We start from the raw sequence: 24,463 nt of genomic DNA, 5'->3' as shown, positions 1-24,463 counted from the left end.
CCCCTTAATGCAGTGTGGTGGTCGGGGTCGCCGCTGTCGCGCACTGGCACAGCGCCCCCATAATGATATGCCCCAGCGCGGTTAACCGGGGTTTATCGGTCAGTAACGTGGGTTGCACCATATCGCCCAGCATGGCACAGGCGATTTCCATCCCGGTGGCGGTGCCATGCTCACGCACGTGTGCGCCCTCCAGCTCCAGCGCAATGGCGATTTCCAGTTCGCTTAAGTTACAGTTCAGGGCAATGCCGGTTTCCCGGCAGTTATCCAGATAGGCCTGTGCCACAGCGCGGCGATACACAGCAGTACGCACTTCCAGCGGAATGCAGGACTGATTATTGATGTTCATTGTGCTGTCTCCCGTGCGGTGAAAAGGTGGGCTTCACAGTGGGTCATGACGTGGCCTATCTGGTCAGTCAGCAGCGCCACCAGTGCGGCCATATCATCGGCCGGTAACGTATTGGGTTTGGCGGCGGTCATACTGCATTGCTGGGCGTCCAGCATATCGAGAAACATCACACCGACGCGGTGCGCATAGGTCAGGCGCAGGTAGTCAGCGTGGGGAATGGGATAGGTATCATGGTTATTGAGACGGGCGGCTAAGCTATTCATGCGCTCACCCCGTTGTCGGTTTCCGGCGCTTCCGGGCTTTGCAGCGTCACGGCCAGCAGTTCCAGCCGTTCAGCCAGTACAAACGTCAGCACCTCTTTGGCTACCGGGTTATCCAGCTCGATGACGGCATGTGTCAGGGCGCGGCACTGGTCGGCGATTTCATCAAGGGTCAGCGGGGTAGAATCAAACATGGCTAACCCCCTGAACAGGCAGACGGCCAGCAAAAGCCAGTACATAGTCACGTGCCAGTAAACGGCGGGCGCTGATTTCATCCGGGGCGATAACGGCTTCACGGTGCGGTAAGGCGCGTAATTCGGCGCGGTGCACAGCCAGAAACAGAAAGGTAAATTGCGGGTGTGACGGGGTGAGGGTCGTAGCCATGTGGCAGTCTCCTTGAAGTAACGGTTATCGCTACCACCAGAAACGCCAATTTCAAGGGTGGTAGCCCAGACGGGGTTGGCGTAACCGGACTTCAAGGAAACCGGCGCTTCCGAAGAAGCCCCCGCCTGAGCCACCATTGTATGGATGCAACAACGGCTAAAAACTTGCCGCATAACATGCAATAGAGCTAAAGCTGCGACATAAAAAAAAGACGCATGGCGCGTCTGAGTCGCCTTGAAGTTATTCGGAACGCCAATTCCGACTACCGATTTTGCGGCAGCGACGAAACTATAACGCCAAAAAGCCCCGGCAGGCAAGCCGGGGAAACGGATAAATTGCGCAGTCATGAACAGCCTCAGCAGTTGGTCAGCGCATCACCGGCACGGGATGCGCAGTAACGCCGGGGAGAATCAGAGGCGGCGGGCGTTGGTGCAATGCTCAGCAGCAACGCGCCGAAACGCTGTTCACGGGCGGCAATGGTGGCAGGATTACGAATGGCGGGCAGCAGTTGATCGCACAGGCTGAGGGCTTCCCGTTCATCGAGTGTGACCGACTGCCCGGCGATAGTTAAGTTGATCATGCGTGGTTCTCCTGTTGACGGGCGGCGATACGCTCGGCCACCCAGTGATGAATTTCGGACTCAACCCACGCGACACTTTTCCCACCCAGTGAAACGTTGGCGGGAAAGGCTTTGCGGCTGCTCAGATCGTACAGCGTCGAACGGGAAATGCCGGTGACGTGCAGCACTTCCGGCAGGCGCATTAAGCGCTCTCTGGCCGGATGATGTGGCATCGGGGGCATTGCAGGAATGGGGGCTGGGGGGGTGGCTGACAACATGTGGCGCTACCTCGTTAATGTCCACACGGCTCTGGCCGGATGGCGCTGGATTTCTCTGGTAGCTCGCTATTATGTGAATATTTTCGGAGCCCGCAACAAGGGGCTGTTGTGTCATTGGTGAGCAAAAAATAGGCTTTGTTTGCCACCGGATTGTCATTGTTTCTCTTAGTTTTCCTTTGTTTCTCATTTGAGAAAAGTCTACGTGTTTATGGCTATTAATCACTGCGCTATCTATAGGAAATAACATCGTAAAACATGCTAGCCAGAAAAAAGGCTCAAAAAAAACGGGTGAACAGTATGAACACTTGGTGAAGAGTTATTTATCAACTCTTCACCCCTTTATTTATTGATTTATCTATTCTTTTTTCTCAGGTGAAGAGTAGTGAATAGTTTTATAAAAGAGTTAGTTCTCAACTAGGGAAACGACCTGCTGTAGAGATTGTTTTGTGTGGTTGATGGCAGGACAGGCTCAGATAGCGGGAGTTGTGTGGTGAATTGCACAATAGCCAACAGACACTCACCCAATACGGAGAATGACCATGAGCCAGAAGGCAGAACAAACCGATAAACCCGTAACCCCGCCTGATGTCCTGAAAAAAACGGCTGATGAATACCAGAAGAGACGAGCGGAACACTTTGCCAACGCTAGCGAACTGGACAACATCGATACCGCTATTGCACGAGCCAAAGAGCAGAAAGCCAATACGGAAGCGGAAAATCAGCTTTCTGATACCGACTGGCGTGCGCGTTTTCTTGCGGCACGTGGCGAAATGACGGAAGAATTAAAAAGCCAGCAATTACAGCGGTTGGCACAACGTGAACTGGCACAAGAATATGATGGGCTACTGGCACAATTGGAAATAGAGCAGCTTAGACAGAAAGCGAAGTGCTACGCCTCAGCAAAAGATTGTTGCGATGCTCACGCCAGCGCCCTTCGAGACTATGCTGAATGGGAATTTAATCAGGCGTTAAATAACATCAGTACAAATCTGATCCGGGCGATTAAGTTAAAACGGCATATGCTGGATATCACCACCTCTGAATATAAACAAGGGATCGCCTATCAGAAACCCGAAAAAGTCGTAATGGATTTGGTTACTGAAAATCTCAGAGTGAAAACGGATAACTACCGCTTTGATATGAGTAACGAGCTGGTGTTGTCATCGTTGGGACTGAATTCTCCTTCATTGCCGCATTCCTATTTTGAGCCTGTGGCAAGCCCGGCACAAAGAATGAAATTTTTCCGTGAATTAAAAGAAAAAGAGGAAGCGTTAAAAGTTCGGGGGAAAAAAGCATGATGTCTTGCCCGTTCTGCGGCCATGCTGCCCATGCGCGAACCAGTCGCTCGTTATCGGAGAACGTTAAACAACGCTATCACCAATGCCGGAATATTGAATGCTCAGCAACTTTCCGAACACTGGAATCGATAGAGGAAATTATTCAGCCATCGAACCGAAAAGATTTACCGGTGCCGGATATTCCGTTATCACCAGTCATGCAGAAAAAATATAAGCATTACCCGGCCTCAGCCCTGCGGAATTAATTAGCCAGATTATAATTTCATTACCGTCAACGTTAGGACATCGCCCGCCATTGCGCGGGCTTTTTTGCAAGCTTTTTCTCTGGCTAGCGATTTTTTGACCGTGCATGCATACGGTGCATGAAATTGCATGCAATACTTACCCCCGAATCTGCCCTACAGCGCCAGTGCTGGCGCGGCCTGAGTGCTTCCATGCAACTGCATGAAAAGCGCTACACAAAGCGGGCAGGCGTGGCGGGGATAGCATTGCGCGCGCGGGCATTTAGCACACCGGCATACCTCATACCAAAGTAACAAGCTGTGAGTACGTTGAGAGATAGTTCACTCGAAGGGTAAAGTAGTATGGAGCTTGAAAGCCCCTCTTAGGCATCCGCAGAATAGGCAAAGAGCATCTACAGTTAATCAGGTTAGATCGTAGAGAAAATATTAAGAATGCCGGGAGATTATAAAAAAGCCGCCTAAAATGGCGGCCTAGTTATGAGAAGGATTAAATAGCAATTTTGAGATGAGGGTAGAAAACCATTTTATATTCATCAGGGATTTTCTCCCTGAGTTGGTTAATAATTTTGCTATCTTTAGGAAGTTTTGCTGCCAATTTATTAAGCATCTCATCAAGTTTTTCATTGCGATCCCATTGGGTTTTATAACTTGATGAATCAATTTTTTGCGCGACAGAGAGCAATTGATGATTATTATTATAAATATACTTCATCTTGATAAGATTAGCTCCATCATCATGACTATCTAAATACGTCAGAATCAGATGGACAAAGTCCCCTTTCTTATATACTTCTACATTTTGATACTCACACTCAAATATTGAGGTAACTAATTCATGAGGTTGAACCCCTTTCACCATGCAGAAAGATATTATCTTTTTAATTTCTTTCATAATATGAGTATAGTCTGTCATTTAATCATCCTCTCTACTTCCGCGAGCACCTTATCCAAATCATTAATTGATTGAAGAAGAGTTTTATTATCTCGCTTATCAACAGGCCCATAGGCTTTGGATAGCTTCAGAAACACATATCTTACCAAGATACCATCATTAGCGTCCGTTGTCTGTATATACGGAACATGGCGATTAAAAACATGATACAACTCTGAGCTTTTTTCACCAATCCCATTATCAATCAATAAATTAGAAACACCATCCTGAGCACGTTTTTTTAAGATCTCCCTCATTAATTTTCTTGCTTGATGGGGTCTTTTCTCGATTAACTCGGGATCTATGAATTCAGCCGCTTTTTGAACTTCTTTTTCAGCCAACGTTTGACGCAATGCTTCCAATGTTTCATCCGGAATATCTACGCCAGATTTTTTTATTAAATCTATTTTTTGTGTGACCGAATCACTAACCTCATGTCTCTTTTGCTCAAAGAGAGCATTAAAATCAATATCATCTAAGTAAGAATCCGTCTCACTGATATAAACACTCTCGCTTTCTACTCCCGCTAACTCTGTTCCTCTTTCAGTATAATCTCTATCAGTGAAAGTATATTCTCTAACTACCGCTCGTCGCGCTTTTTCAACCTCCTTTTGAAAATTCTCCCACATGACATTTAAACCAATTTCTTCATGGAATATAACTATCCCATTGTTATCAATTTCAAAATGTGTAATTTCAGATTCAGGAATAACACGTAAAATTCTTCCAACTACTTGAGCAAAAGCGTTAAGACTTCTGTATGGTCGGAAGATCGCGAGAACAGTGAGATATTTATGATCGTAACCCTCCATTAGCATATTAACAGAAATGACTACATCACATTGGTGGCGATCCACTTTCACCAATGCCTCAGATAAATCACTTGGTTCCATTTCACTATGTACAATTACAGAACTCATGCCTCTGTCTTTATACCAAATAAGTAAGTCTTCTGCATGAGAGATACTACAACCTACCGCTAATATTTTATGCGGAACTTGGGGGGATGAAACTTTAAGCTCACTAAGCTTTGCAATACTATGATCAATAACATCTAAAGAACATTCTTTTGATAACGCGATGCTTTTCTCAATCCACTCTTTATCTTTGAGCATTAAAATTTGCTCTTTTGTTAATTTCACTCCGGGTTGCTCTGATGTAATAAAAAATAAATCATGCGCATTAACCGTTTCTTTTCTAAGCCATTTTACATATTTATCTCTCATAACCTCAGACAAAGGAGTTTCATGAATTTTCACCCCCGGAATTTCTTGATTATCGCCTCGGTAAGGTGTGCCAGTGACATGTAATATTTTTGCATTTGAAAAATGATGAAGAGTATCCCGCCAACTTTGAGCAGGAGCGTGATGCGCTTCATCTATGATAATTAAATCAAAGAAATCGGGTGATACCCTATCTATCAACCCATTGCCACGAGATGATGTGATTTTCTGAATATTTGAGTAAACAATATGACTGCTAGCCAGATGTTCATCGGACAATTCAGCTAGATATTCATTAACTATGGGTATATCTTTCGCACTGAATATTATGTCAAAGTTCACCCAAAAATTATCAGCAAGAACCTCTTGAGTTTTTCGTATACTATCTTTTGTGATCAGCCCTGGAGTTATTATTAAAACTCTCTTATGCGCAACTCCAAATGGGGCTATGGATATCAACCCACTCTTTCCTGTTCCTGTTGGAAGAACAACTAGGGCTTCTTTATTTTCTTCATCAGAAAAGAACTCTTTAATTTTAATATACGCCTCAATTTGAGGTGCTCTTAGCTTTGTATTACCTTCAATATTGACTACCGTATCAAAAAAATAAGACATTCCTATTATCCTTAAAATTTAATAAATATTTGGAGAGTAAAGCTGAACCACAAAAAATTGAAGCATTCGCCCTTACCTTCAAGATACTAGACGTGGTTGCCCTCACCACTATACTGTTCTTACCCACATGAATACTCAGCATCTCAATCTAGGCCATTACTAAGCCAATCGCCCCAAGAAGTATCGTTGATGATATGCGCTTAAAATCATGCCCAGAGGCTTTTCCCTTATAGCCCAACAACTTAATCAATTAGCTAACGCTTTTACTTAATTTTTAGGCTTTTTACAGTCATTCCGTCCAATTAAGGGGGGGAAGATAGTAACAAGTGATAGAGCTTAACTGACTAAATAAATCTATCACTTGTGCTAAGCAAGGTAAAATGAGCCATACACATCTTCCTCCTCTTTTAACACATCCTTTGTGTAATGCTGGAAGCGTATGCTTTAAGGCATCTGATAGGCGGATAACGCTTCAACTATAGAAAGAGATCGTATTTTTACTTCTGTACAGTTACCTATTTTGCCAAGTTTTTTGCCGAACGGTGTTCTGCACAGCCAATAATAATCGCATAGCCAAACGCCTTTCCACACCTTTGGCGTACCCTACGTGCTTTTCTGGAATATATGAGATATCTCTCTTAAAAATAGAGTATTTTTAGGGAATTGGTGAAAAATTAAGCATTTTCTTTGTTTAAAACAACAGATAGTAATTATTTTACGGCTTTTCTAGGAGAGATTTCTTCGCAAAATCATACGGCTTAACATACCGTTCCCGGTTTGCATCCAAATAATCCGCCCACCATTGCACCATTAAACGACGTTCATCAAGATACTCAGACGTATGAATGTATGCCGCACGCACATTATTACGTTCAGAGTGGCTTAACTGGCGTTCTATTGCGTCATCGCTCCACAAGCCAGACTCACCCAGCGCACCACGCGCCATCGTTCTGAAACCGTGGCCGCACACTTCCGTCTTGGTGTCATACCCCATAGTACGCAACGCGCTATTGACCGTGTTTTCGCTCATCACTTTTTCAGGATTGTGATCGCTAGGGAAAAGCCGGGGATTGTCACCGCTCAAAGCATGCAGTTTTTCCAGTACAGCAAGCGCCTGATTGCTCAGCGGCACAACATGCTCTTCTTTCATTTTCATGCCCCGATAGGAATATCTCACACCTTCAATTTCTTCTCGTTGTGCGGGAATACGCCATTCAGCGCTATCAAAATCAAACTCGCGCCACCGAGCGAAACGCAGTTCACTGGAACGGACGAACGTCAGCAGCATTAACTCTACCGCACAACGGGTTAGTAATCGGCCACGGTAGGACGCCAGACGCGAAAGAAATTCAGGGAACCGGACAGAAGGTAAAGCTGGATAGTGACGAGCTTTAGTCGTGGTTAGCGCCCCGGCCATATCACCAGCCGGGTTAGACTCGATGTAATCATTCTGGACAGCGTAACGCATAATCGCCGTAATGCGCTGTTGCAGCCGTTGAGCGACGTCATGTTTGCCCGATGCATCCACGGCTTTGATCGGTGCCAGAAGGTGACTGGTTTTCAGCTTACGGATATCAGATGCGCCGATTTCGGGGAAAATGTACATTTCCAAATACCGGATAACCCGCGATCGATGATAATCCCCCCAGCGTTTGTTACTGGCGTGCCACTGACGGGCGACCGTTTCAAAGGTATATGCTCCTGCGGATTCTGCCTGTACTTCTTTTTGCTCAGCTTTAGGATCAATTCCCTGAACCAGCAACTTTTTGGCCTCATCACGTTTAGTACGAGCATCGGCAAGGGTAACCGTCGGCCATACGCCAAAAGCTAACCTGTCTTCTTTCTTATCGATTGGGCGGCGGTACTTCATGCGCCAGTATTTCGATCCCCGCGTGGTGATCTCAAGATATAGACCGCCGCCATCTGCCATCTTATAAGTTTTCTCTTTTGGCTTGGCAGTCTCGACTTGGCGGGCATTGAGCTTCATTTTGGGGGCACATTTCTAATCGAAGTGGGGATGCCCCCAATTATGCCCCCTGTGGGGTCAGGATTGCAACGGATGTGCTCGGACTATTGAGGACAAAAAAAAAGCCTTTCGGCTTTCTTTTTAGTAACTTACGGACTGTTACGGATGTTCTCGAACTACTAAATGGTGCCGAAGGCCGGACTCGAACCGGCACATCTTTCGATGGTTGATTTTGAATCAACTGCGTCTACCGATTTCGCCACTTCGGCACAGAAGTAGTATGCGGAAAACGGGTGCATTATACCGTTTGACGGCCCACGCGCAACGTTAATCCACTCTGTGTTCGGTTAAGTGCTGAAAAAATCATCTCTAGCAACGTGTTATGACTTTTTTACCTTCACTATTATGTGTGAATGAGCGTTATTGAGAGCAATAAAAAAGCGCCGAGGGGGTTATCCACTCGGCGCTTTTTCGGGATTACTAGGTTCTATCGGCGTTTTAGCAGCAGCGCTACGCTGATGAACAGAAACACCGAGCTCGGCAAGATAGCGCCCAGAATTGGCGGGATACCATAGACCAAGCTGAGTGGACGGAAAATCTCATTCAGCAGGTAAAAGAGGAAGCCGAAGCTGATGCCTATCACGATGCGTGAACCCGCCGATACGCTGCGCAGCGGGCCGAAGATGAAAGAGACCGCCATGAGCATCATCACCGCCACTGAGACTGGTGCAAAGATTTTGCTCCACATGTTCAACTGGTAGCGATTCGACTCTTGCCCACTTTGTTTCAGGTATTTGGAGTAATTATGTAGCCCACGGATCGACAGCGCATCCGGCTCCAGCGCCACCACGCCGAGCTTATCCGGCGTCAGGTTGGTTTTCCATTCTCCGCTGAACGTCTGGCTGCCGCCAATCTGCTTACCGTCGCTCAAATCAGACTCATCAACCTGCGAGAGCTTCCAGACATTCCTGTCCTCTTCAAACTCGGCAGAGGCCGCATAGCGCACAGATAGCAGCTTGTTGTGATCGTCGAAGTGATAGATGTTGACGCCAGACAGCTCTTTATCGCCCGTCACTCGTTCGATATAGATAAAGTCATTGCCGTCTTTTGCCCACAGTCCGCCCTGCGTAGAGATCATCGACCCACCGGAGATCATCTGAGAACGGTAGTTGCGCGCCATCTGTTCCCCTTGCGGAGACACCCATTCGCCAATCGCCATCGTCAGCAGCACCAGCGGGATTGCCGTTTTCATCACGGCCGTCGCAATCTGCAAGCGGGTAAAGCCAGAGGCCTGCATCACCACCAGTTCGCTGCGGGTCGCAAGCTGGCCCAGCCCGAGTAATGCGCCGAGCAACGCCGCCATCGGGAAGAAGATCTCAATATCTTTGGGTACGCTGAGCAGCGTGTAGAGCCCTGCGCCCAGCGCCGAATACTCACCCTGCCCAACTTTACGCAGTTGGTCGACAAACTTGATGATGCCGGAGAGCGACACCAGCATGAACAGCGTCGTCATGATGGTGGTGAAAATCGTTTTGCCGATATAGCGGTCTAATACACCAAACATCAGGCCGCTCCTTGTGTTCTAAGAGTACGAGGCTTAAAGCGGGCGCGCACTTTGCGCATCGGCACGGTATCCCAGAGGTTAAGCATCACAGCGATACCGAAGTACGTCAGGTTGGTCAGCCAGACCCATACCATCGGATCGATTTTGCCTTTACTGGCGTTAGAACGCAGCGAACTTTGTAGCAGGAAGAAAATCAGGTACAGCAGCATCGCAGGCAACATACTCAGCACCCTACCCTGACGTGGATTCACCACACTCAGTGGCACCACCATCAGCGCCATGATCAGCACCGAAACAATCAACGTCAGCCGCCAGTGGAACTCTGCACGCGCATCGTGCGCATCCGAATGCCAGAGGGTCTGCATACCCATTTGTTGCACGTCGCTATTGTTTAGCGTCACGCTCTGGTGACCAATCACGGCCTGATAGTTGGTGAAATCCGTGATACGAAAATCACGTAGCAGCGCCGTGCCTTCGTAACGCGAACCGTTATCCAACGTCACGACCTGCGCACCATCTTCGTTCTGCGTAATATGACCGCGATCGGCGACGACGACCGAAGGGCGAGCATTCCCGCTGGGGCGCAGCTGTGCCAGAAAGACGTGCTCAAACTCCGACCCTTTGACATTGCCAACAAACAGCACCGCATTGCCGCCCTGTGCAGACTGGAACTGCCCTTCTACTAGCGCAGCCATACTGGGGTTCGCCTTCGCTTCTGCCAGCACTTCTTCCTGATGTCGAGACGACCACGGACTGAGCCACATGACGTTAATCGTTGCAATAATGGCAGTGAACACCGCCAAGGCCAGCGCGGCTTTCAGCAACACGCGTTTGCCCAACCCGCAGGCGTGCATGACGGTGATCTCGCTTTCCGCATAGAGGCGGCCAAACGTCATCAATACGCCAAGAAATAGACTTAATGGCAGGATAAGCTGCACCATTTCTGGCACACCCAATCCCAACAGGGAGATAACCAAATTTGTCGGGATTTCACCATCAACAGCGGCGCCCAGTATCCGCACTAATTTCTGGCAAAAGAAAATCAGTAACAGAATGAAAAGGATGGCCAGTTGGCTCTTAAAGGTTTCCCGTACCAGATATCGAATGATGATCACGCTTAATTACGCCTGTGAAAACTTGTCTTTTTGCAGGAAAATCGATAGTTTCTTCGCTAACGCGCCATTTATACTCATTTTTGGCTGCCCTCTTAGCTAAAACGGTATTACAACACACTGCGTTTGAGCTGTTGTATCAGAACCTGCTTATTAGTCACTAAAACAGGTTCGTTACGTCGTTAAGATTAACACAGGTTATGTTAACGCAACGCCGGGAAGTATTACGGAGTGTCACATTCTAGCCGTTGCCCCCGCCGTTGTCTTTAAGATTCAGGAGAGTACATGGAGTTCAGCGTAAAAAGCGGTAGCCCGGAAAAACAACGCAGTGCCTGCATTGTCGTCGGCGTGTTTGAACCGCGTCGTCTGTCCCCTATTGCCGAACAACTCGATAAAATCAGCGACGGCTACATCAGCGCGTTGCTTCGCCGTGGTGAATTAGAAGGCAAAGTGGGGCAATCACTGCTTTTGCACCATGTACCTAACATTCTTTCCGAGCGCATTCTGCTGATTGGTTGCGGTAAAGAGCGCGAACTTGATGAACGCCAGTACAAACAGGTGATTCAGAAAACGATCAACGCGCTGAATGAAACCGGCTCGATGGAAGCGGTCTGCTTCCTGACCGAGCTGCACGTGAAAGGCCGTAACACGTACTGGAAAGTGCGTCAGGCCGTCGAGACCGCAAAAGAAACGCTGTACACCTTCGATCAGCTTAAGAGCAACAAGGTCGAACTGCGCCGTCCGCTGCGTAAAATGGTATTCAATGTACCAACGCGCCGTGAGCTGACCAGCGGCGAGCGCGCCATTCAGCACGGTCTGGCGATTGCTGCGGGCATCAAAGCCGCGAAAGATCTCGGCAACATGCCGCCGAATATCTGTAATGCCGCGTATCTGGCTTCGCAGGCGCGTCAACTGGCCGATACCTATAGCCAGAACATCATCACGCGCGTGATTGGTGAACAGCAGATGAAAGAGCTGGGCATGAATGCCTATCTGGCCGTGGGTCAGGGCTCGCAGAATGAATCGCTGATGTCTGTGATCGAATATAAAGGCGATCCAAACCCGGAAACCCGCCCGATTGTGCTGGTAGGTAAAGGGCTGACGTTCGATTCCGGCGGCATCTCCATCAAACCTGCCGACAGCATGGACGAAATGAAATACGACATGTGCGGCGCGGCCACGGTCTACGGCGTGATGCGCATGGCGGCCGAGCTGGCGCTACCGTTGAATATCATCGGCGTGCTGGCGGGCTGTGAAAACATGGTCGATGGGCGTGCCTACCGTCCGGGCGACGTGCTGACCACGATGTCCGGCCAAACGGTAGAAGTACTGAACACCGATGCGGAAGGCCGTCTGGTCTTGTGTGATACGCTGACCTACGTCGAGCGTTATGAGCCGGACGTGGTGATTGACGTCGCGACTCTTACTGGCGCGTGCGTGATTGCGCTGGGGCACCACATCACTGGGCTGATGGCGAACCACAATCCGCTGGCGCACGAGCTGTTGAGCGCATCCGAGCAGTCTGGCGACCGCGCATGGCGTCTACCGCTGACAGACGAATTCCAGGAACAGCTGGAATCCAATTTTGCCGATATGGCGAATATTGGCGGCCGTCCGGGTGGTGCGATTACCGCAGGCTGCTTCCTGTCGCGCTTTACGCGTAAGTACAGCTGGGCGCATCTGGATATCGCAGGCACGGCCTGGCGTTCTGGTAAAGCCAAAGGCGCAACGGGTCGCCCGGTCGCGCTATTATCACAGTTCCTGCTTAACCGCGCCGGACAGAACGACGTAGAATAAGACTTTCACGTCAACGGCGATGACCAAAGCCAGCGATGACTTTTGTTCTTATACTCTAAATAATTCAAGTTTCAGGAAGGCGGCAAGAGAAGGACAAATTCGTCGGGAACGAATTTGACCAGCCAACGGCTGGCCTTCGGTGAGAGGCAGGACGTCTCTCATTTCATCCCGATGAGCTTACTCAGGTAAGTGATTCGGGTGACTGACAAACCTGGCAGAGGTAGGTTTGAACGCTGCTTGCAGCGGCCCCAAAGGGGCGAGGTCCACGAAAGTGGCCGAGTAGCGCAGCCAACGCGCATGCAACTTGAAATATGACGAGTATAATCGGGCCGGATATTCCGGCCCTTATCAATAGTGTAAACAATGAAAAACGCAACGTTCTATCTTCTCGAACACGACAGCAAAAGCGGTGAGCTCAGCGCCCATGAGGCACTGGCATGCGATCTGGCGGCAGAACGTTGGCGAGCAGGAAAGCGCGTGCTGATTGCCTGTGAAGACGAGCAGCAGGCCATCAGACTGGACGAGGCACTGTGGCAACGCGATCCCAACGCCTTCGTGCCGCACAATCTGGCAGGCGAAGGGCCGCGTCACGGCGCACCGGTCGAACTGGCCTGGCCACAGCGGCGTGGCAACGCGCCACGGGATCTGCTGATCAGCCTATTGCCGCAGTTCGCAGATTTTGCCACCGCTTTCCATGAAGTGATAGACTTTGTCCCTTACGAAGACTCCTTGAAACAGTTGGCGCGCGACCGCTATAAAACCTATCGCAGCGTCGGCTTCCAATTGACCACGGCTACGCCGCCAACTCACTGAATTTTGAGCATAATGGAAACGAAATATAACCCGCAAGATATCGAGCAGCCGCTCTACGAACACTGGGAAAAGCAAGGCTACTTCAAGCCGCACGGCGACACGAGTAAAGAAAGCTTCAGCATTATGATCCCGCCGCCCAACGTCACCGGCAGCTTGCATATGGGTCACGCTTTCCAGCAAACCATTATGGATACGTTGATCCGCTATCAACGTATGCAGGGTAAAAATACCCTGTGGCAGGCAGGTACCGACCACGCCGGTATCGCCACGCAAATGGTCGTTGAGCGCAAGATCGCCGCAGAAGAAGGCAAAACTCGCCACGATTACGGCCGCGAAGCATTCATCGACAAAATCTGGCAGTGGAAAGGCGAATCCGGTGGCAACATCACCAATCAGATGCGCCGTCTTGGCAACTCCGTTGACTGGGAACGCGAGCGCTTCACCATGGATGAAGGCCTGTCCAACGCGGTGAAAGAAGTTTTTGTCCGTCTGTATAAAGAAGACCTGATTTACCGCGGCAAGCGTCTGGTGAACTGGGATCCGAAACTGCGCACCGCGATTTCCGATCTGGAAGTAGAAAACCGCGAAGTGAAAGGGTCGATGTGGCACCTGCGCTATCCGCTGGCCGATGGCGTGAAAACCGCTGAAGGGAAAGACTATCTGGTCGTCGCGACCACTCGCCCTGAAACCATGCTGGGTGATACCGGCGTCGCCGTTAACCCGGAAGATCCGCGTTATAAGGATCTGATCGGCAAAGAAGTGATCCTGCCGCTGATTGGCCGTCGTATTCCGATCGTTGGCGACGAACATGCCGATATGGAAAAAGGCACAGGCTGCGTGAAGATCACGCCAGCGCACGACTTCAACGACTACGAAGTCGGTAAACGCCACCAGTTGCCGATGGTCAATATCCTGACATTCGACGGTGATATCCGCCAGAGCGCTGAAATTTTTGATACCAATGGCGAAGCCAGCACCGCTTGCAGCAGCGACATTCCTGAAGCCTTCCAGGGTCTGGAGCGTTTTGCCGCGCGTAAAGCGCTGGTCGCCGCATTCGATGAGCTTGGCCTGCTGGAAGAGATCAAAGCGCACGATCTGACCGTTCCTTACGGCGACCGTGGCGGCGTTGTCATTGAACCAATGCTGACCGACCAGTGGTACGTGCGTGCTGCCGTACTGGCTAAACCGGCAGTGGAAGCGGTAGAAGATGGCCGCATCCAGTTCGTACCAAAACAGTACGAAAACATGTACTTCAGTTGGATGCGCGACATTCAGGACTGGTGTATCTCCCGTCAGTTGTGGTGGGGTCACCGCATTCCGGCCTGGTACGATGCCAATGGCAACGTCTATGTCGGTCGCACCGAAGCGGAAGTACGCAGTGAAAACAACCTCGCTGACGATGTCGTTCTGAATCAGGATGAAGACGTACTGGATACCTGGTTCTCATCCGGGCTGTGGACGTTCTCTACGCTGGGTTGGCCAGAACAAACGCCCGATCTGAAAGCTTTCCACCCAAGCAGCGTGATGGTCAGCGGCTTCGACATCATCTTCTTCTGGATTGCCCGCATGATCATGCTGACCATGCACTTCATCAAAGATGAAGACGGCAAACCACAAGTGCCATTCCATACCGTCTACATGACCGGCCTGATCCGTGATGATGAAGGCCAGAAGATGTCCAAATCCAAAGGGAACGTTATCGACCCGCTGGATATGGTGGACGGTATTTCGCTGGAAGCGCTGCTGGAAAAACGTACTGGCAACATGATGCAGCCGCAGCTGGCGGAAAAAATCCGCAAGCGTACCGAGAAACAGTTCCCGAACGGCATCGAGCCTCACGGTACAGACGCCCTGCGCTTCACGCTGGCGGCGCTGGCTTCAACGGGTCGCGACATCAACTGGGACATGAAGCGTCTGGAAGGTTACCGCAACTTCTGTAACAAGCTGTGGAACGCCAGCCGTTTTGTGCTGATGAACACCGAAGATCAGGATTGCGGCTTTGGCGCAGGCGAGAAAGTGCTGTCACTGGCCGACCGCTGGATTCTGGCAGAATTCAACCGCACGGTGAAAGCCTACCGCGAGGCGCTGGACGGCTATCGCTTTGATATTGCGGCCAACATTCTTTACGAGTTCACCTGGAACCAGTTCTGCGACTGGTATCTGGAGCTGACGAAACCCGTGATGAATGGCGGTTCAGAAGCGGAACTGCGCGGTACGCGTCACACGCTGGTTACTGTACTGGAAGCGTTGCTGCGTCTGGCACACCCAATTATTCCATTCATTACCGAAACCATCTGGCTACGTGTTAAAGCACTGAAAGGCATTAGCGCCGACACGATCATGTTGCAGCCGTTCCCTGAGTTCGATGCCGCGCAGGAAGATACGCTGGCGCTGAACGATCTGGAGTGGATCAAGCAGGCGATTATCGCTGTGCGTAACATTCGCGCAGAAATGAACATCGCGCCGGGCAAACCGCTGGAAGTCTTACTGCGTGATGTCACTGCGCAAGCACAGCGTCGCGTGGAAGAGAACCGCAGCTTCATCCAAACGCTGGCGCGTCTGGAAAGCATTACGCTGCTGCCTGCGGGCGACAAAGGTCCGGTTTCCGTCACTAAACTCATCGAGGGTGCCGAGCTGTTAATTCCGATGGCAGGCCTGATCGACAAAGCGGCAGAGTTGGATCGTCTGACGAAAGAAGTGGCGAAAATCGAAGCCGAGATTGAGCGCATCGAAAGCAAGCTGTCCAACGAAGGCTTTGTGGCACGCGCACCGGAAGCGGTCGTTGCCAAAGAGCGTGAGAAGCTGGACGGCTACGCCGTAGCGAAAGCCAAACTGCTGGAGCAACACGCGGTCATCGCTGCGCTGTAACGCTCACCGATTTTCTAGCGGTAGTACGGTAAGTACGAAAGCCTCGTTGCAAAACGAGGCTTTTTGTTCATAAATACAAACCACATCTTGTGGACGTAGTTATCAACTTGGTTTTGGCTCTACCTGTAAAAACCGAGTCATGCCAGAAACCTATTATGTTGTCCAACAACGGATTAGGGGAAATAAAAGGACAGTCATGGATAAGAGCAGGTGTCATTTGGTTTATGCAGCCGTTTTACGTTTTGGTGAAATTTGTTTCATGACGTCGCTCACTTTGCTCTTGGTTTTTCCATAGAGGACGGTATTGCTATACTGTAAAATGCGTCAGGATCGATTTTTGATGGTTTTGCCATTTGTAAATTAGTAGAATTGAATGTTTATAGCTTTTTAGCGCCGTGCTCAGTGATTCGTCAAGCATAGGAAGCTGCATTTATGAATAAAATAAGTTTGGGAACTAGTGCTAAGCTACATTCCATTTGCTCCATTGAAGAACAAGTACGCTCGAGTATTGAAAATAAAATATCTTTCTTAATCAATAATTTGATTTCTGTTGCAAATAGTAATGATACGTGCTTGAACAGGTTTTTCAGAAACATTAAGAACGGCCATTGTAAACTTCTAAATGAATCGCTATTGAGAGATACTCATAATCAAACCTCTCTATTACCCTCCCAGCATCACGATGATGGGATATTTAAGATAAGAAACCATTTTTTCATAGCGGGAAATATATATACTTGGGTCGCACCTATATCTTACTTGCGGGAAATTAATCCTAATTGTTATTTTATTATAAAGGACATATTAAGTAATTCGAGAAAAATATGTAATATGGCAATGTTTAATATGAGAAAAATTTCATATCTTGAGCTTGCTGAGTTTTATAAGAGAAAAATAGGGTTAATTGTTGATAAGTCAGATGCCCAGAAACTAGCTGAGGGTGTCGTAAAATTAAATTCTGCTGTTGAATTTTTTTGTTCTAACATGGATAATGATTTTATATTTTCTAGAGATATGCATCCAGATGAAGTTTTGGCATCTTACTCTAGCTTAACAAAAAAAATTATTATCTATAACTCCATTTTCAAAGCTGATAGTGCAACGATTACGCATATTTTTCTTCATGAAATATCACATTCATTAGGTACTAAAGATTACTTTTATCATCTAACTCCAAACCTATCTATAACCAGAGATAATGAACGGTTACATGAACTTAGTACTTTTGATGCATTAAATAAGAAAACTATCGATTTATCTATAAGTGCTAATGGTAATTTTTTAAATTTTAATGGATATACATTCGGACCATCATTTTACAAAGATGATGAAATTGTAAAAATGAATTTAAATCCAAAAAATGTACATTCTAAATTCTTTAAGATGATCTTAACTGATAAATCTAAATTGAAGAAAATGGCTTTTTCTAATGCAGACACAAATGCCGTTTTTATCTTACAGCTCGCAGGGTTTGGAATTCCTAATATGAAAAACATGAATCAGTTATCCAAATCAATTAAGAATGTAGATACAAATTCACAAGTCATGAATATAACAGACATTCAATCATTTTTTGACGAAAAAGGCAGAGGAAAAGGAGGTGCATAACTTGAGGATGCCTAAATCAGTGATACCAAGTAAAGATAATATGTTCCTTGAGTAGATGACTGTATGTAAGCGCCTCTGTTTTAGTTCCACACACTTTTTGAGATTTCTGGGTATTCATCCATTAGCCGATATTCCTCCGGCGTCAGGTTATTCAGAGATTCATGGGGATGCTCGCTGTTATATTCATGCAGCCAGCGTTCCGTAATTTCTCTGACCTCATTCAGTATTCTGAACAGGTAAAAATCCTGTATTTCTGTTCGATACGTTTGGTTAAAGCGTTCAATAAAAGCATCTTGTGTCGGCTTACCCAGTTTAATAAATTCCAGCGGCACACCATGCTCTTCCGCCCACTGCGCCAATGTCAGCGACGCCAGCCCTGGTTTAAGTACTTTGGCATTGCTAGTGGTGCTGGGTTACGCACTGGCAAACATTACTTTCCTTTACGACGAAAATTCAGTTTCAGTAAACAATAAATACGATGAATACGTTTGTGGTTCCATGTATGCCCTTACCTGCATAACATCTGAGACAGCTTCTTGAAGCCGTATCGCGGATAGCACCGACGCCAACCAGCAAGCAGCGGCATACTGTTGTAAGGTTGAGATACTTGCATTAGAAACATTTCTCTCAAGGCGGCTCACCGTAGGTTAGCTTACCCCCATGCGAGCGGCGATCGCTGTACTTATCAGGACCTGACTTGGATTTCATTTCGAGCAGAACAGCGCGAAGCGCTTCTTCATTTGTCTCAATATTCTTGCCATTCTGGATACGACATTTATTTTTACCTAAATCTCAGGTAGGTAGATATTATTTTGGGACAGAATCATGGCTATCTTTCCTACAAACTCAACCGGAAGTGTTGTTGGTGTTCCATACATATCCACGATTCCGACCTCTACCGTTGTATCAACAAGATAAGTGAAATCTTCAATATCCTGAGGTGAAATCGACAGGGTAAGATCTTGCGGTATCTCATCTCCCCGGCCATTTAGCGGCAGTAACACGCCGTTTCTTTCCCATTCAACCAGACTACCACTCTCAGGGTAACGATTAAGGTGAGCTATCAATGCATCGATCGCGGGATGTGAATCAATTTTGCGTGGCAATAGGCCTGCAAACAAGTGGAGGCATAGCGTTGCAAACCTCTCGGGGAAAGCTTGGCTATTTTGCTAAAAACGTCTGACATCTCATTTCCCCTTGGTCATTCGTATTGTTCACGTTCTTCTTTAATGGCGTGCAGTAAGTCTGTTGGGGGAATGAAAAAACCGTGTTCACTTGGCGCGGGGAAAATTTGACATATTCTACCGTCGTTCTGCATTCCAGGGAGCCAATGTGATAGAAATACGTTTAGCTCAATCGCTTTTGCTGTGAATCCCGCCCATTTACCATGAGCGCACAATGTGGCAAAATTTTCCTCAGGCCAGAAGGGAATAGCCATTTTTTGACCGGATGTTGCCGTTGCCCACCCCTCATTAAATAATCCCCAGACAATTTCAAAATCAGTAATCTTACGGATAAAGTAATCACACCTTTCTTGCGAGTCTAAACGATAAATACTTTCAATTTTTTTAGGATGCGCTCTCGTCATTATTTAAATAATATCCTCATCGGAATGCCACCACGTTGTCCCACAGAACGATGTTTTCAGCAAAAGCCCTGTCGGTTTTTAGCGCAGTAAGTTCCCCCACATATCGTGGATCGCTTTTTATTTTCTTCTCGTCATCATCACTCAACATGACCGCTTTTCCTTCCTTCTCGTTGAGTAAAAATTGTTGAGCCGCCATGTAATCATAAGCGTCAATAATTGATGGCACCGCTGCCTCTAAGCTTGCCTTTCCCTCGGAGAAAAACATCAAAAAATCAGAAAATGCGTACAAATACAGATTTTTTAAAATCTCTTCGCTATTCGCACCCTGTTCATCCACCACGGTAGCATCAATAGCCTCAAGCGCTGGGTTGATGTTTATGTCTTGCGTCTCTGAGGCAAGGTAACTCCAGAGATCGTCCGTAAGTACAACAACCGCTTTCGGTAAAGTCATGTCCATCGATTGAAGGACATCGACCAATCTGTCAAACGCTTTTAATAGTACGAAGAAAGCGCTCTTTTCTGCATTTTCCACTACTAATCCTTATTTTTGGGGTGTTTAACCGATGAAATTGGATTCACACCATGATTAATAATGGCGTCTTTACAACGGCAGGATATAGGGAGGAATACAGTAATATCAACGACTCAACGTATTTTTTCCGCCAATCGGTTAAGGCTATTGTCATCGCGTTCGGTACTCGCTTTGATGGCACCGAACGCGATGATAAGGTGCTTACGCGGCCATGCCTAACCCGACAATATTTGCCGCCAGAATAATGGCCACGCAGCCGAGAACTAGCATACGCACTGGTTTCTGACCAACGGCTTTCCACTCTTTAAACAGCAGGCCGACGATACCGCCACACAGTACGTAGAAACTCATGTGCAGCATCCAACTGATATAGGTGTAATCAGCCGGAATGTTGGCGTGTCCCCAGGCATAAAAGAAGAACTGCAAATACCACATGACGCCGCCCAGAATGGCGAAGAGTGCGTTGGCAATCAGTAACGGTTTAGCCTGTGCCAGATCGGCTTTTAATGAAATCCCTTTGCAGGTCGCCAAGCGGATGAAGCAGAAACCCAGATTGACGATGGCGCCACCGCCCATAATCACCACGTAGCTGGGGAGTGCGACATACAGTGCATTGATTCCCAGCGTTTGTGCTGCGGTATGCATGGGTTTCGCGGCATCCATCGCAAAGGACATGCCTGCGGAGAAGATGCCGCACATCACGGCCAGAATCAGCCCTTTTTTCAGGTTGAATTCCTCGGCACGAATACCGAGCGCACGCTCTTTCAGTAAACCGGCATAGCTGACAATAGCGACGCCAATGACTGCGACCAGAACGCCCAGTAGCGTCATTTGGCCGCCCGCCGAGCCAAACAGAATGGAGAACTTGCCTTGCAGGACGGGCGTCATCAGCGTGCCGATAATCAGCGTCACGCCGATGGCAATACCAATGCCCATCGACATGCCAAGGTAGCGCATCGTCAGGCCGTAGTTGATATTGCCGATCCCCCACATCGCGCCGAAGAGAAAGACGGGGAGTAGGGTCGCCATATCGAACGAACCGTAGTAACGCCAAAAATCAGGAAGTAGCCACCAACTGATGCTCCAGGGCAGGATAATCCACGAGAAAAATCCGCCCAGTGACCACATGGTTTCCCACGACCAGTTTTTGACCTGCTTAAACGGCGCATAGAAGCAGGCCGCGCTGGCCGCACCGATGAAGTGCCAGAAAATACCAAGCAAAATAGGATTGCTCATGCGTAACCCCTTGTTTTATTTTGTGGTAAGCCTGTATTCGGCTCTGAATGTAGAGTGCAGTGTATGATTGTTGCCAGACCTGCTGGCGCTAGACAGTGTAGGAAGGTGAAAAAGGGTGAACCTTCAGATGCGTGCCACGAGCAGCGGGAGGACGGCATCGGTTTGAAGGTGAGGGTCGATCTGATCACAAAATGCGGAAATCCTCACTGAGGGCAAGACGGGGCGGAGCATTCTGTAAATGGTGCGTTCTGCTCAAGAATTGATTAACACCACAGCAGAACTTTTCGCTATTATTTCCCTCTTTTTTCACCTGTATATAGTGAGTTATGGAACGTTTTATTGAGAATCTGATGTACTCATCGCGCTGGTTGCTTGCCCCTGTTTACCTTGGGTTATCGCTGGGGTTGCTGGCGTTGGCGATCAAATTTTTCCAGGAGGTGTTCCACGTCCTGCCCAATATCTTCGATATTGCGGAAGCGGATTTGGTGCTGGTGCTGCTGTCACTGATCGATATGACGCTGGTTGGCGGATTGTTGGTGATGGTAATGCTATCCGGTTACGAAAACTTTGTTTCGGCATTGGATATCACCGAAGGCAGAGAAAAGCTGAACTGGCTTGGTAAGATGGACTCCGGTTCGCTGAAAAATAAAGTCGCTGCCTCGATTGTCGCTATCTCGTCGATCCATCTGCTGCGCGTATTCATGGATGCCCGTAATATCCCGGATAACAAGCTGATGTGGTACGTGATTATCCATTTGACGTTTGTGCTGTCTGCACTTGTCATGGGGTATCTGGATCGCATGTCGCGTTACGAAAAAAGCAAAACGGCATAATAAACGCCGCACGGTTTGCGTAGCCAGAAGAACGAACAGATCCTATTGTTAACGAAGTGATTTTATCAATACGCTTTGTTTAATGGAGGATATTATGCCGCAAACCGATCAAATTAACCGCCGTGTGGTTCTGGCTCAACGCCCGCACGGCGCGCCAACACAAGAGACTTTCCGTCTGGATCAGCAGCCTGTCCCACAGGTCGATTCAGGACATATCCTGCTGCGTACTGTGTTCCTTTCCCTTGACCCTTATATGCGTGGCCGCATGAGTGACGCCCCTTCTTATGCCAAACCTGTCGAATTGAATGACGTGATGGTCGGCGGGACAATCAGCCGCGTGGTGGAGTCAAAACACCCGGATTATCAGACCGATGATTGGGTGCTGTCCTTCAGCGGCTGGCAGGATTATGCGATTTCCGACGGCAAAGGATTAACCAATCTGGGTCAGTCGCCGACAAATCCTTCCTACGCATTGGGCGTGCTGGGTATGCCGGGCTTCACCGCGTATATGGGGCTAACGGATATCGGCCAGCCTAAAGCGGGTGAAACGCTGGTGGTGGCTGCCGCGACCGGCCCAGTCGGCGCGACGGTTGGCCAGATCGGGAAATTGAAAGGTTGTCGGGTTGTTGGCGTGGCGGGTGGCGCGGAGAAATGTCGCTACGCGGTTGAGACGCAGGGGTTTGATGCTTGCCTCGACCACCGAGCGGATGATTTTGCAGAACAGCTGAAACAAGCCTGCCCGAAGGGAATCGATATTTACTTTGAAAACGTCGGCGGGAAAGTCTTTGACGCCGTGCTGCCGCTGCTGAATACCTCGGCGCGCATTCCGGTGTGCGGATTAGTCTCTGGCTATAATGCGACAGGGTTACCGGATGGGCCAGATCGCCTACCGCTGCTGATGGGGACGATCCTAAAGAAACGTATTCGGATGCAGGGATTCATTATCTTTGATGATTATGGTCATCGCTTCGATGAGTTCTGGAAGGACGTTTCGCCGTGGGTGGAGGAAGGTAAGATCAAATATCGGGAAGAGATCGTCGACGGGCTGGAAAACGCTCCCGAAGCCTTTATCGGCCTGTTGCACGGTCGCAACTTTGGCAAATTAGTGGTCAGAGTCTGACTCGAGGCTTGATACACCAGACTCGCCGCTTAAGCGGCGAGCTTTATTATCTATTCTGGTTTTATTATTTCCCGACGCTAAGCCAGTCTGGCAGATCGTGTAATCCCATTGCCTGACGTACCAGCATGGGTTTAATGCCGGGCAGTTTATCCGCCAGCACCAGACCGACATCGCGCAGCAGCTTTTTCGCCGGGTTATCGCCGTCAAACAGTTCGCGGAACCCCTGCATGCTGGCGAGCATCACCGCAGCGCTGTGTTTGCGGCGGCGTTCATAGCGTCGCAGATAAAGGTGTTGGCCGATGTCTTTGCCCTGCGCCTGTAAGCGCTTCACTTCCGCAATCAGTTCGGCGATATCCATGAAGCCCAGATTGACACCTTGCCCCGCCAGCGGGTGAATGGTGTGCGCCGCGTCGCCGACCAGCACCAGCCGGTGTGCCGCGAAGCTGCGAGCGTAGCGTCCGGTCAGTGGGAAAGTCTGACGTTCGCTTTCCAGTTCACACAGCCCCAAACGCATATCAAACGCCATAGCGACCTGACGATTGAATTCTTCGGCAGGTAAGCTCTGCATCGCCTGAGCCTGTTCCGGTGAAAGCGACCAGACAATTGAACAAAGGTGAGGCTCGTCCAGCGGCAAGAACGCCAGAATACCGTCGCCGTGAAACGTCTGACGCGCGACGGACTGATGAGGATGTTCTGTACGAATATTGGCGACCAGCGCGTGATGGCCGTAGTCCCAAAAGGTTAGCGGAATATCCGCATGCTGACGCAACCACGAATGGGCGCCGTCCGCACCGACTACTAGCCGGGCGGTCAGCATGCTGTCGTCCTGCAACGTAATAAAGGCTTCGTTCTCGCCCCAGGCGACCTGTTTTAATGATGCGGGGGAGAGCAGGGTGATGTCGCTTAACTGAGAGGCGCGTTGCCACAGTACCTGCTGAATCACCGAGTTTTCAATGATATGTCCAAGGTGGGAAAAGCCGAATTCTTCGCCGCTAAAACTGATTTTGCCGAAGCTGTCTTTGTCCCATACCTGCATATCGTTGTAAGGGCTGACGCGTTGCGCCACGAGGCTTTCCCAGACGCCGATATGGCGCAGAAGGCATTCGCTGGCGGCATTGATGGCGGAGACGCGCAGGGCATGGTCTTTCCCGAGCGGCTGAGGTTCAGCCGCCTGTTTCTCCAGCACGGCGATACGCAGACCACTGCCCTGTAAGCCGCAGGCTAGCGCCAGACCGACCATACCGCCACCGGCAATAACCACGTCGAATGATTGCATTTCCGTCTTTTCCT

At 48.9% G+C, this 24,463-nt stretch carries 24 protein-coding genes, 1 tRNA gene and 2 pseudogenes; 8 read left to right on the top strand and 19 right to left on the bottom strand.

Annotated features, from left to right (window positions below; genetic code table 11):
* Nucleotides 1-4: 4 nt before the first annotated feature.
* From LOZ86_RS19265 to LOZ86_RS19235, 7 genes and pseudogenes are all read right to left on the bottom strand, one after another.
* Complete coding sequence (locus LOZ86_RS19265; RefSeq protein WP_039488121.1) at nucleotides 5-346, bottom strand: DUF5375 family protein; 342 nt, start codon at nucleotides 344-346, stop codon at nucleotides 5-7.
* Entirely contained in the window at nucleotides 343-609 is a 267-nt protein-coding gene (locus tag LOZ86_RS19260; RefSeq protein WP_039513580.1) for a hypothetical protein, read from the bottom strand. The genes LOZ86_RS19265 and LOZ86_RS19260 overlap by 4 nt, the downstream gene beginning before the upstream one ends.
* Nucleotides 606-800 carry a hypothetical protein gene (locus LOZ86_RS19255; protein WP_005973630.1) on the bottom strand — a complete coding sequence of 65 codons (195 nt, stop codon included), beginning with the start codon at nucleotides 798-800 and terminating at the stop codon, nucleotides 606-608. The genes LOZ86_RS19260 and LOZ86_RS19255 overlap by 4 nt, the downstream gene beginning before the upstream one ends.
* Nucleotides 793-990: a host cell division inhibitor Icd-like protein gene (locus LOZ86_RS19250; protein WP_230243177.1), complete on the bottom strand. Its 198-nt coding sequence runs from the start codon at nucleotides 988-990 to the stop codon at nucleotides 793-795. The genes LOZ86_RS19255 and LOZ86_RS19250 overlap by 8 nt, the downstream gene beginning before the upstream one ends.
* A 44-nt stretch (nucleotides 991-1,034) precedes the next feature.
* Nucleotides 1,035-1,337: pseudogene (locus LOZ86_RS19245) on the bottom strand (ash family protein); the annotation flags it as partial.
* An 8-nt stretch (nucleotides 1,338-1,345) separates the two neighbouring features.
* Nucleotides 1,346-1,570: a hypothetical protein gene (locus LOZ86_RS19240; protein WP_230242638.1), complete on the bottom strand. Its 225-nt coding sequence runs from the start codon at nucleotides 1,568-1,570 to the stop codon at nucleotides 1,346-1,348.
* Nucleotides 1,567-1,827 (bottom strand): helix-turn-helix transcriptional regulator, encoded by a 261-nt coding sequence (locus LOZ86_RS19235; RefSeq protein ID WP_039513585.1) that lies wholly within the window; start codon nucleotides 1,825-1,827, stop codon nucleotides 1,567-1,569. Before LOZ86_RS19235 ends, LOZ86_RS19240 begins: the two co-directional genes overlap by 4 nt.
* 539 nt (nucleotides 1,828-2,366) lie before the next feature.
* Here LOZ86_RS19235 and LOZ86_RS19230 point away from each other — a divergent pair.
* Both LOZ86_RS19230 and LOZ86_RS19225 read left to right on the top strand, forming a co-directional pair.
* Complete coding sequence (locus tag LOZ86_RS19230) at nucleotides 2,367-3,125, top strand: hypothetical protein (RefSeq protein WP_039513588.1); 759 nt, start codon at nucleotides 2,367-2,369, stop codon at nucleotides 3,123-3,125.
* The gene (locus LOZ86_RS19225) at nucleotides 3,122-3,370 is read left to right on the top strand and encodes an ogr/Delta-like zinc finger family protein (RefSeq protein ID WP_072037848.1); all 249 of its coding nucleotides are present in this window, start codon (nucleotides 3,122-3,124) and stop codon (nucleotides 3,368-3,370) included. Before LOZ86_RS19230 ends, LOZ86_RS19225 begins: the two co-directional genes overlap by 4 nt.
* Before the next feature lie 484 nt (nucleotides 3,371-3,854).
* Here the strand turns inward: LOZ86_RS19225 and LOZ86_RS19220 are convergent, their stop codons facing one another.
* The 6 genes from LOZ86_RS19220 to lptF all read right to left on the bottom strand — a co-directional run bounded on the left by LOZ86_RS19220 (nucleotide 3,855) and on the right by lptF (nucleotide 10,781).
* Nucleotides 3,855-4,280 carry a hypothetical protein gene (locus LOZ86_RS19220; protein WP_039513589.1) on the bottom strand — a complete coding sequence of 142 codons (426 nt, stop codon included), beginning with the start codon at nucleotides 4,278-4,280 and terminating at the stop codon, nucleotides 3,855-3,857.
* Nucleotides 4,277-6,136: a DEAD/DEAH box helicase gene (locus LOZ86_RS19215; RefSeq protein ID WP_039513592.1), complete on the bottom strand. Its 1,860-nt coding sequence runs from the start codon at nucleotides 6,134-6,136 to the stop codon at nucleotides 4,277-4,279. Before LOZ86_RS19215 ends, LOZ86_RS19220 begins: the two co-directional genes overlap by 4 nt.
* A 715-nt stretch (nucleotides 6,137-6,851) precedes the next feature.
* Nucleotides 6,852-8,123 (bottom strand): tyrosine-type recombinase/integrase, encoded by a 1,272-nt coding sequence (locus LOZ86_RS19210; RefSeq protein WP_230242637.1) that lies wholly within the window; start codon nucleotides 8,121-8,123, stop codon nucleotides 6,852-6,854.
* 163 nt (nucleotides 8,124-8,286) lie between these two features.
* Nucleotides 8,287-8,371, bottom strand: a tRNA-Leu gene (locus tag LOZ86_RS19205).
* A gap of 218 nt (nucleotides 8,372-8,589) precedes the next feature.
* Nucleotides 8,590-9,666 (bottom strand): LPS export ABC transporter permease LptG, encoded by a 1,077-nt coding sequence (lptG, locus tag LOZ86_RS19200; RefSeq protein ID WP_039481817.1) that lies wholly within the window; start codon nucleotides 9,664-9,666, stop codon nucleotides 8,590-8,592.
* A complete protein-coding gene (lptF, locus tag LOZ86_RS19195; protein ID WP_230242630.1) occupies nucleotides 9,666-10,781 on the bottom strand; it encodes an LPS export ABC transporter permease LptF in 1,116 nt (371 codons plus the stop codon). The genes lptG and lptF overlap by 1 nt, the downstream gene beginning before the upstream one ends.
* Before the next feature lie 282 nt (nucleotides 10,782-11,063).
* Between lptF and pepA the strand changes: the two genes are divergently transcribed.
* The 4 genes from pepA (at nucleotide 11,064) to LOZ86_RS19175 (ending at nucleotide 17,864) form a co-directional block, all read left to right on the top strand.
* A complete protein-coding gene (gene pepA / locus LOZ86_RS19190) occupies nucleotides 11,064-12,575 on the top strand; it encodes a leucyl aminopeptidase (RefSeq protein ID WP_010284628.1) in 1,512 nt (503 codons plus the stop codon).
* Nucleotides 12,576-12,938: 363 nt separating this feature from the next.
* Nucleotides 12,939-13,388, top strand: a complete 450-nt coding sequence (locus LOZ86_RS19185; RefSeq protein WP_010284626.1) for a DNA polymerase III subunit chi — start codon at nucleotides 12,939-12,941, stop codon at nucleotides 13,386-13,388.
* Between the two features lie 12 nt (nucleotides 13,389-13,400).
* Nucleotides 13,401-16,256, top strand: a complete 2,856-nt coding sequence (locus tag LOZ86_RS19180) for a valine--tRNA ligase (protein WP_039481811.1) — start codon at nucleotides 13,401-13,403, stop codon at nucleotides 16,254-16,256.
* 432 nt (nucleotides 16,257-16,688) lie between these two features.
* Nucleotides 16,689-17,864, top strand: a complete 1,176-nt coding sequence (locus tag LOZ86_RS19175; protein WP_039481809.1) for a hypothetical protein — start codon at nucleotides 16,689-16,691, stop codon at nucleotides 17,862-17,864.
* A gap of 80 nt (nucleotides 17,865-17,944) precedes the next feature.
* Here LOZ86_RS19175 and LOZ86_RS19170 read toward each other — a convergent pair.
* The 5 genes and pseudogenes from LOZ86_RS19170 to rhaT all read right to left on the bottom strand — a co-directional run.
* Nucleotides 17,945-18,420, bottom strand: a pseudogene (locus LOZ86_RS19170) (integrase core domain-containing protein); the annotation flags it as partial.
* A 229-nt stretch (nucleotides 18,421-18,649) separates the two neighbouring features.
* Nucleotides 18,650-18,970 carry a hypothetical protein gene (locus tag LOZ86_RS19165; RefSeq protein WP_207783150.1) on the bottom strand — a complete coding sequence of 107 codons (321 nt, stop codon included), beginning with the start codon at nucleotides 18,968-18,970 and terminating at the stop codon, nucleotides 18,650-18,652.
* 95 nt (nucleotides 18,971-19,065) lie between these two features.
* Nucleotides 19,066-19,452 (bottom strand): DUF2750 domain-containing protein, encoded by a 387-nt coding sequence (locus LOZ86_RS19160; RefSeq protein WP_039481805.1) that lies wholly within the window; start codon nucleotides 19,450-19,452, stop codon nucleotides 19,066-19,068.
* A 16-nt stretch (nucleotides 19,453-19,468) separates the two neighbouring features.
* On the bottom strand, nucleotides 19,469-19,984 hold the full coding sequence (locus LOZ86_RS19155) for a hypothetical protein (protein ID WP_039481804.1): 516 nt from the start codon (nucleotides 19,982-19,984) through the stop codon (nucleotides 19,469-19,471).
* Between the two features lie 201 nt (nucleotides 19,985-20,185).
* Nucleotides 20,186-21,220: an L-rhamnose/proton symporter RhaT gene (rhaT, locus tag LOZ86_RS19150; protein WP_039481802.1), complete on the bottom strand. Its 1,035-nt coding sequence runs from the start codon at nucleotides 21,218-21,220 to the stop codon at nucleotides 20,186-20,188.
* Between the two features lie 326 nt (nucleotides 21,221-21,546).
* Here rhaT and LOZ86_RS19145 point away from each other — a divergent pair, with 326 nt between their 5' ends.
* Nucleotides 21,547-22,053 carry a TIGR00645 family protein gene (locus tag LOZ86_RS19145; protein ID WP_039481799.1) on the top strand — a complete coding sequence of 169 codons (507 nt, stop codon included), beginning with the start codon at nucleotides 21,547-21,549 and terminating at the stop codon, nucleotides 22,051-22,053.
* A gap of 94 nt (nucleotides 22,054-22,147) precedes the next feature.
* Nucleotides 22,148-23,173, top strand: a complete 1,026-nt coding sequence (locus tag LOZ86_RS19140; RefSeq protein ID WP_039481797.1) for an NADP-dependent oxidoreductase — start codon at nucleotides 22,148-22,150, stop codon at nucleotides 23,171-23,173.
* Nucleotides 23,174-23,237: 64 nt separating this feature from the next.
* Here the strand turns inward: LOZ86_RS19140 and ubiI are convergent, their stop codons facing one another.
* A complete protein-coding gene (ubiI, locus tag LOZ86_RS19135) occupies nucleotides 23,238-24,449 on the bottom strand; it encodes an FAD-dependent 2-octaprenylphenol hydroxylase (protein WP_039481796.1) in 1,212 nt (403 codons plus the stop codon).
* Nucleotides 24,450-24,463 lie beyond the last annotated feature (14 nt).

The sequence above is a fragment of the Pectobacterium parvum genome (genome assembly GCF_020971565.1).
Classification (GTDB): Bacteria; Pseudomonadota; Gammaproteobacteria; order Enterobacterales; family Enterobacteriaceae; genus Pectobacterium; species Pectobacterium polare.
The sequence above is the reverse complement of the archived record's forward strand: the minus strand, read 5'-3'. Positions and strand labels throughout refer to the sequence as shown.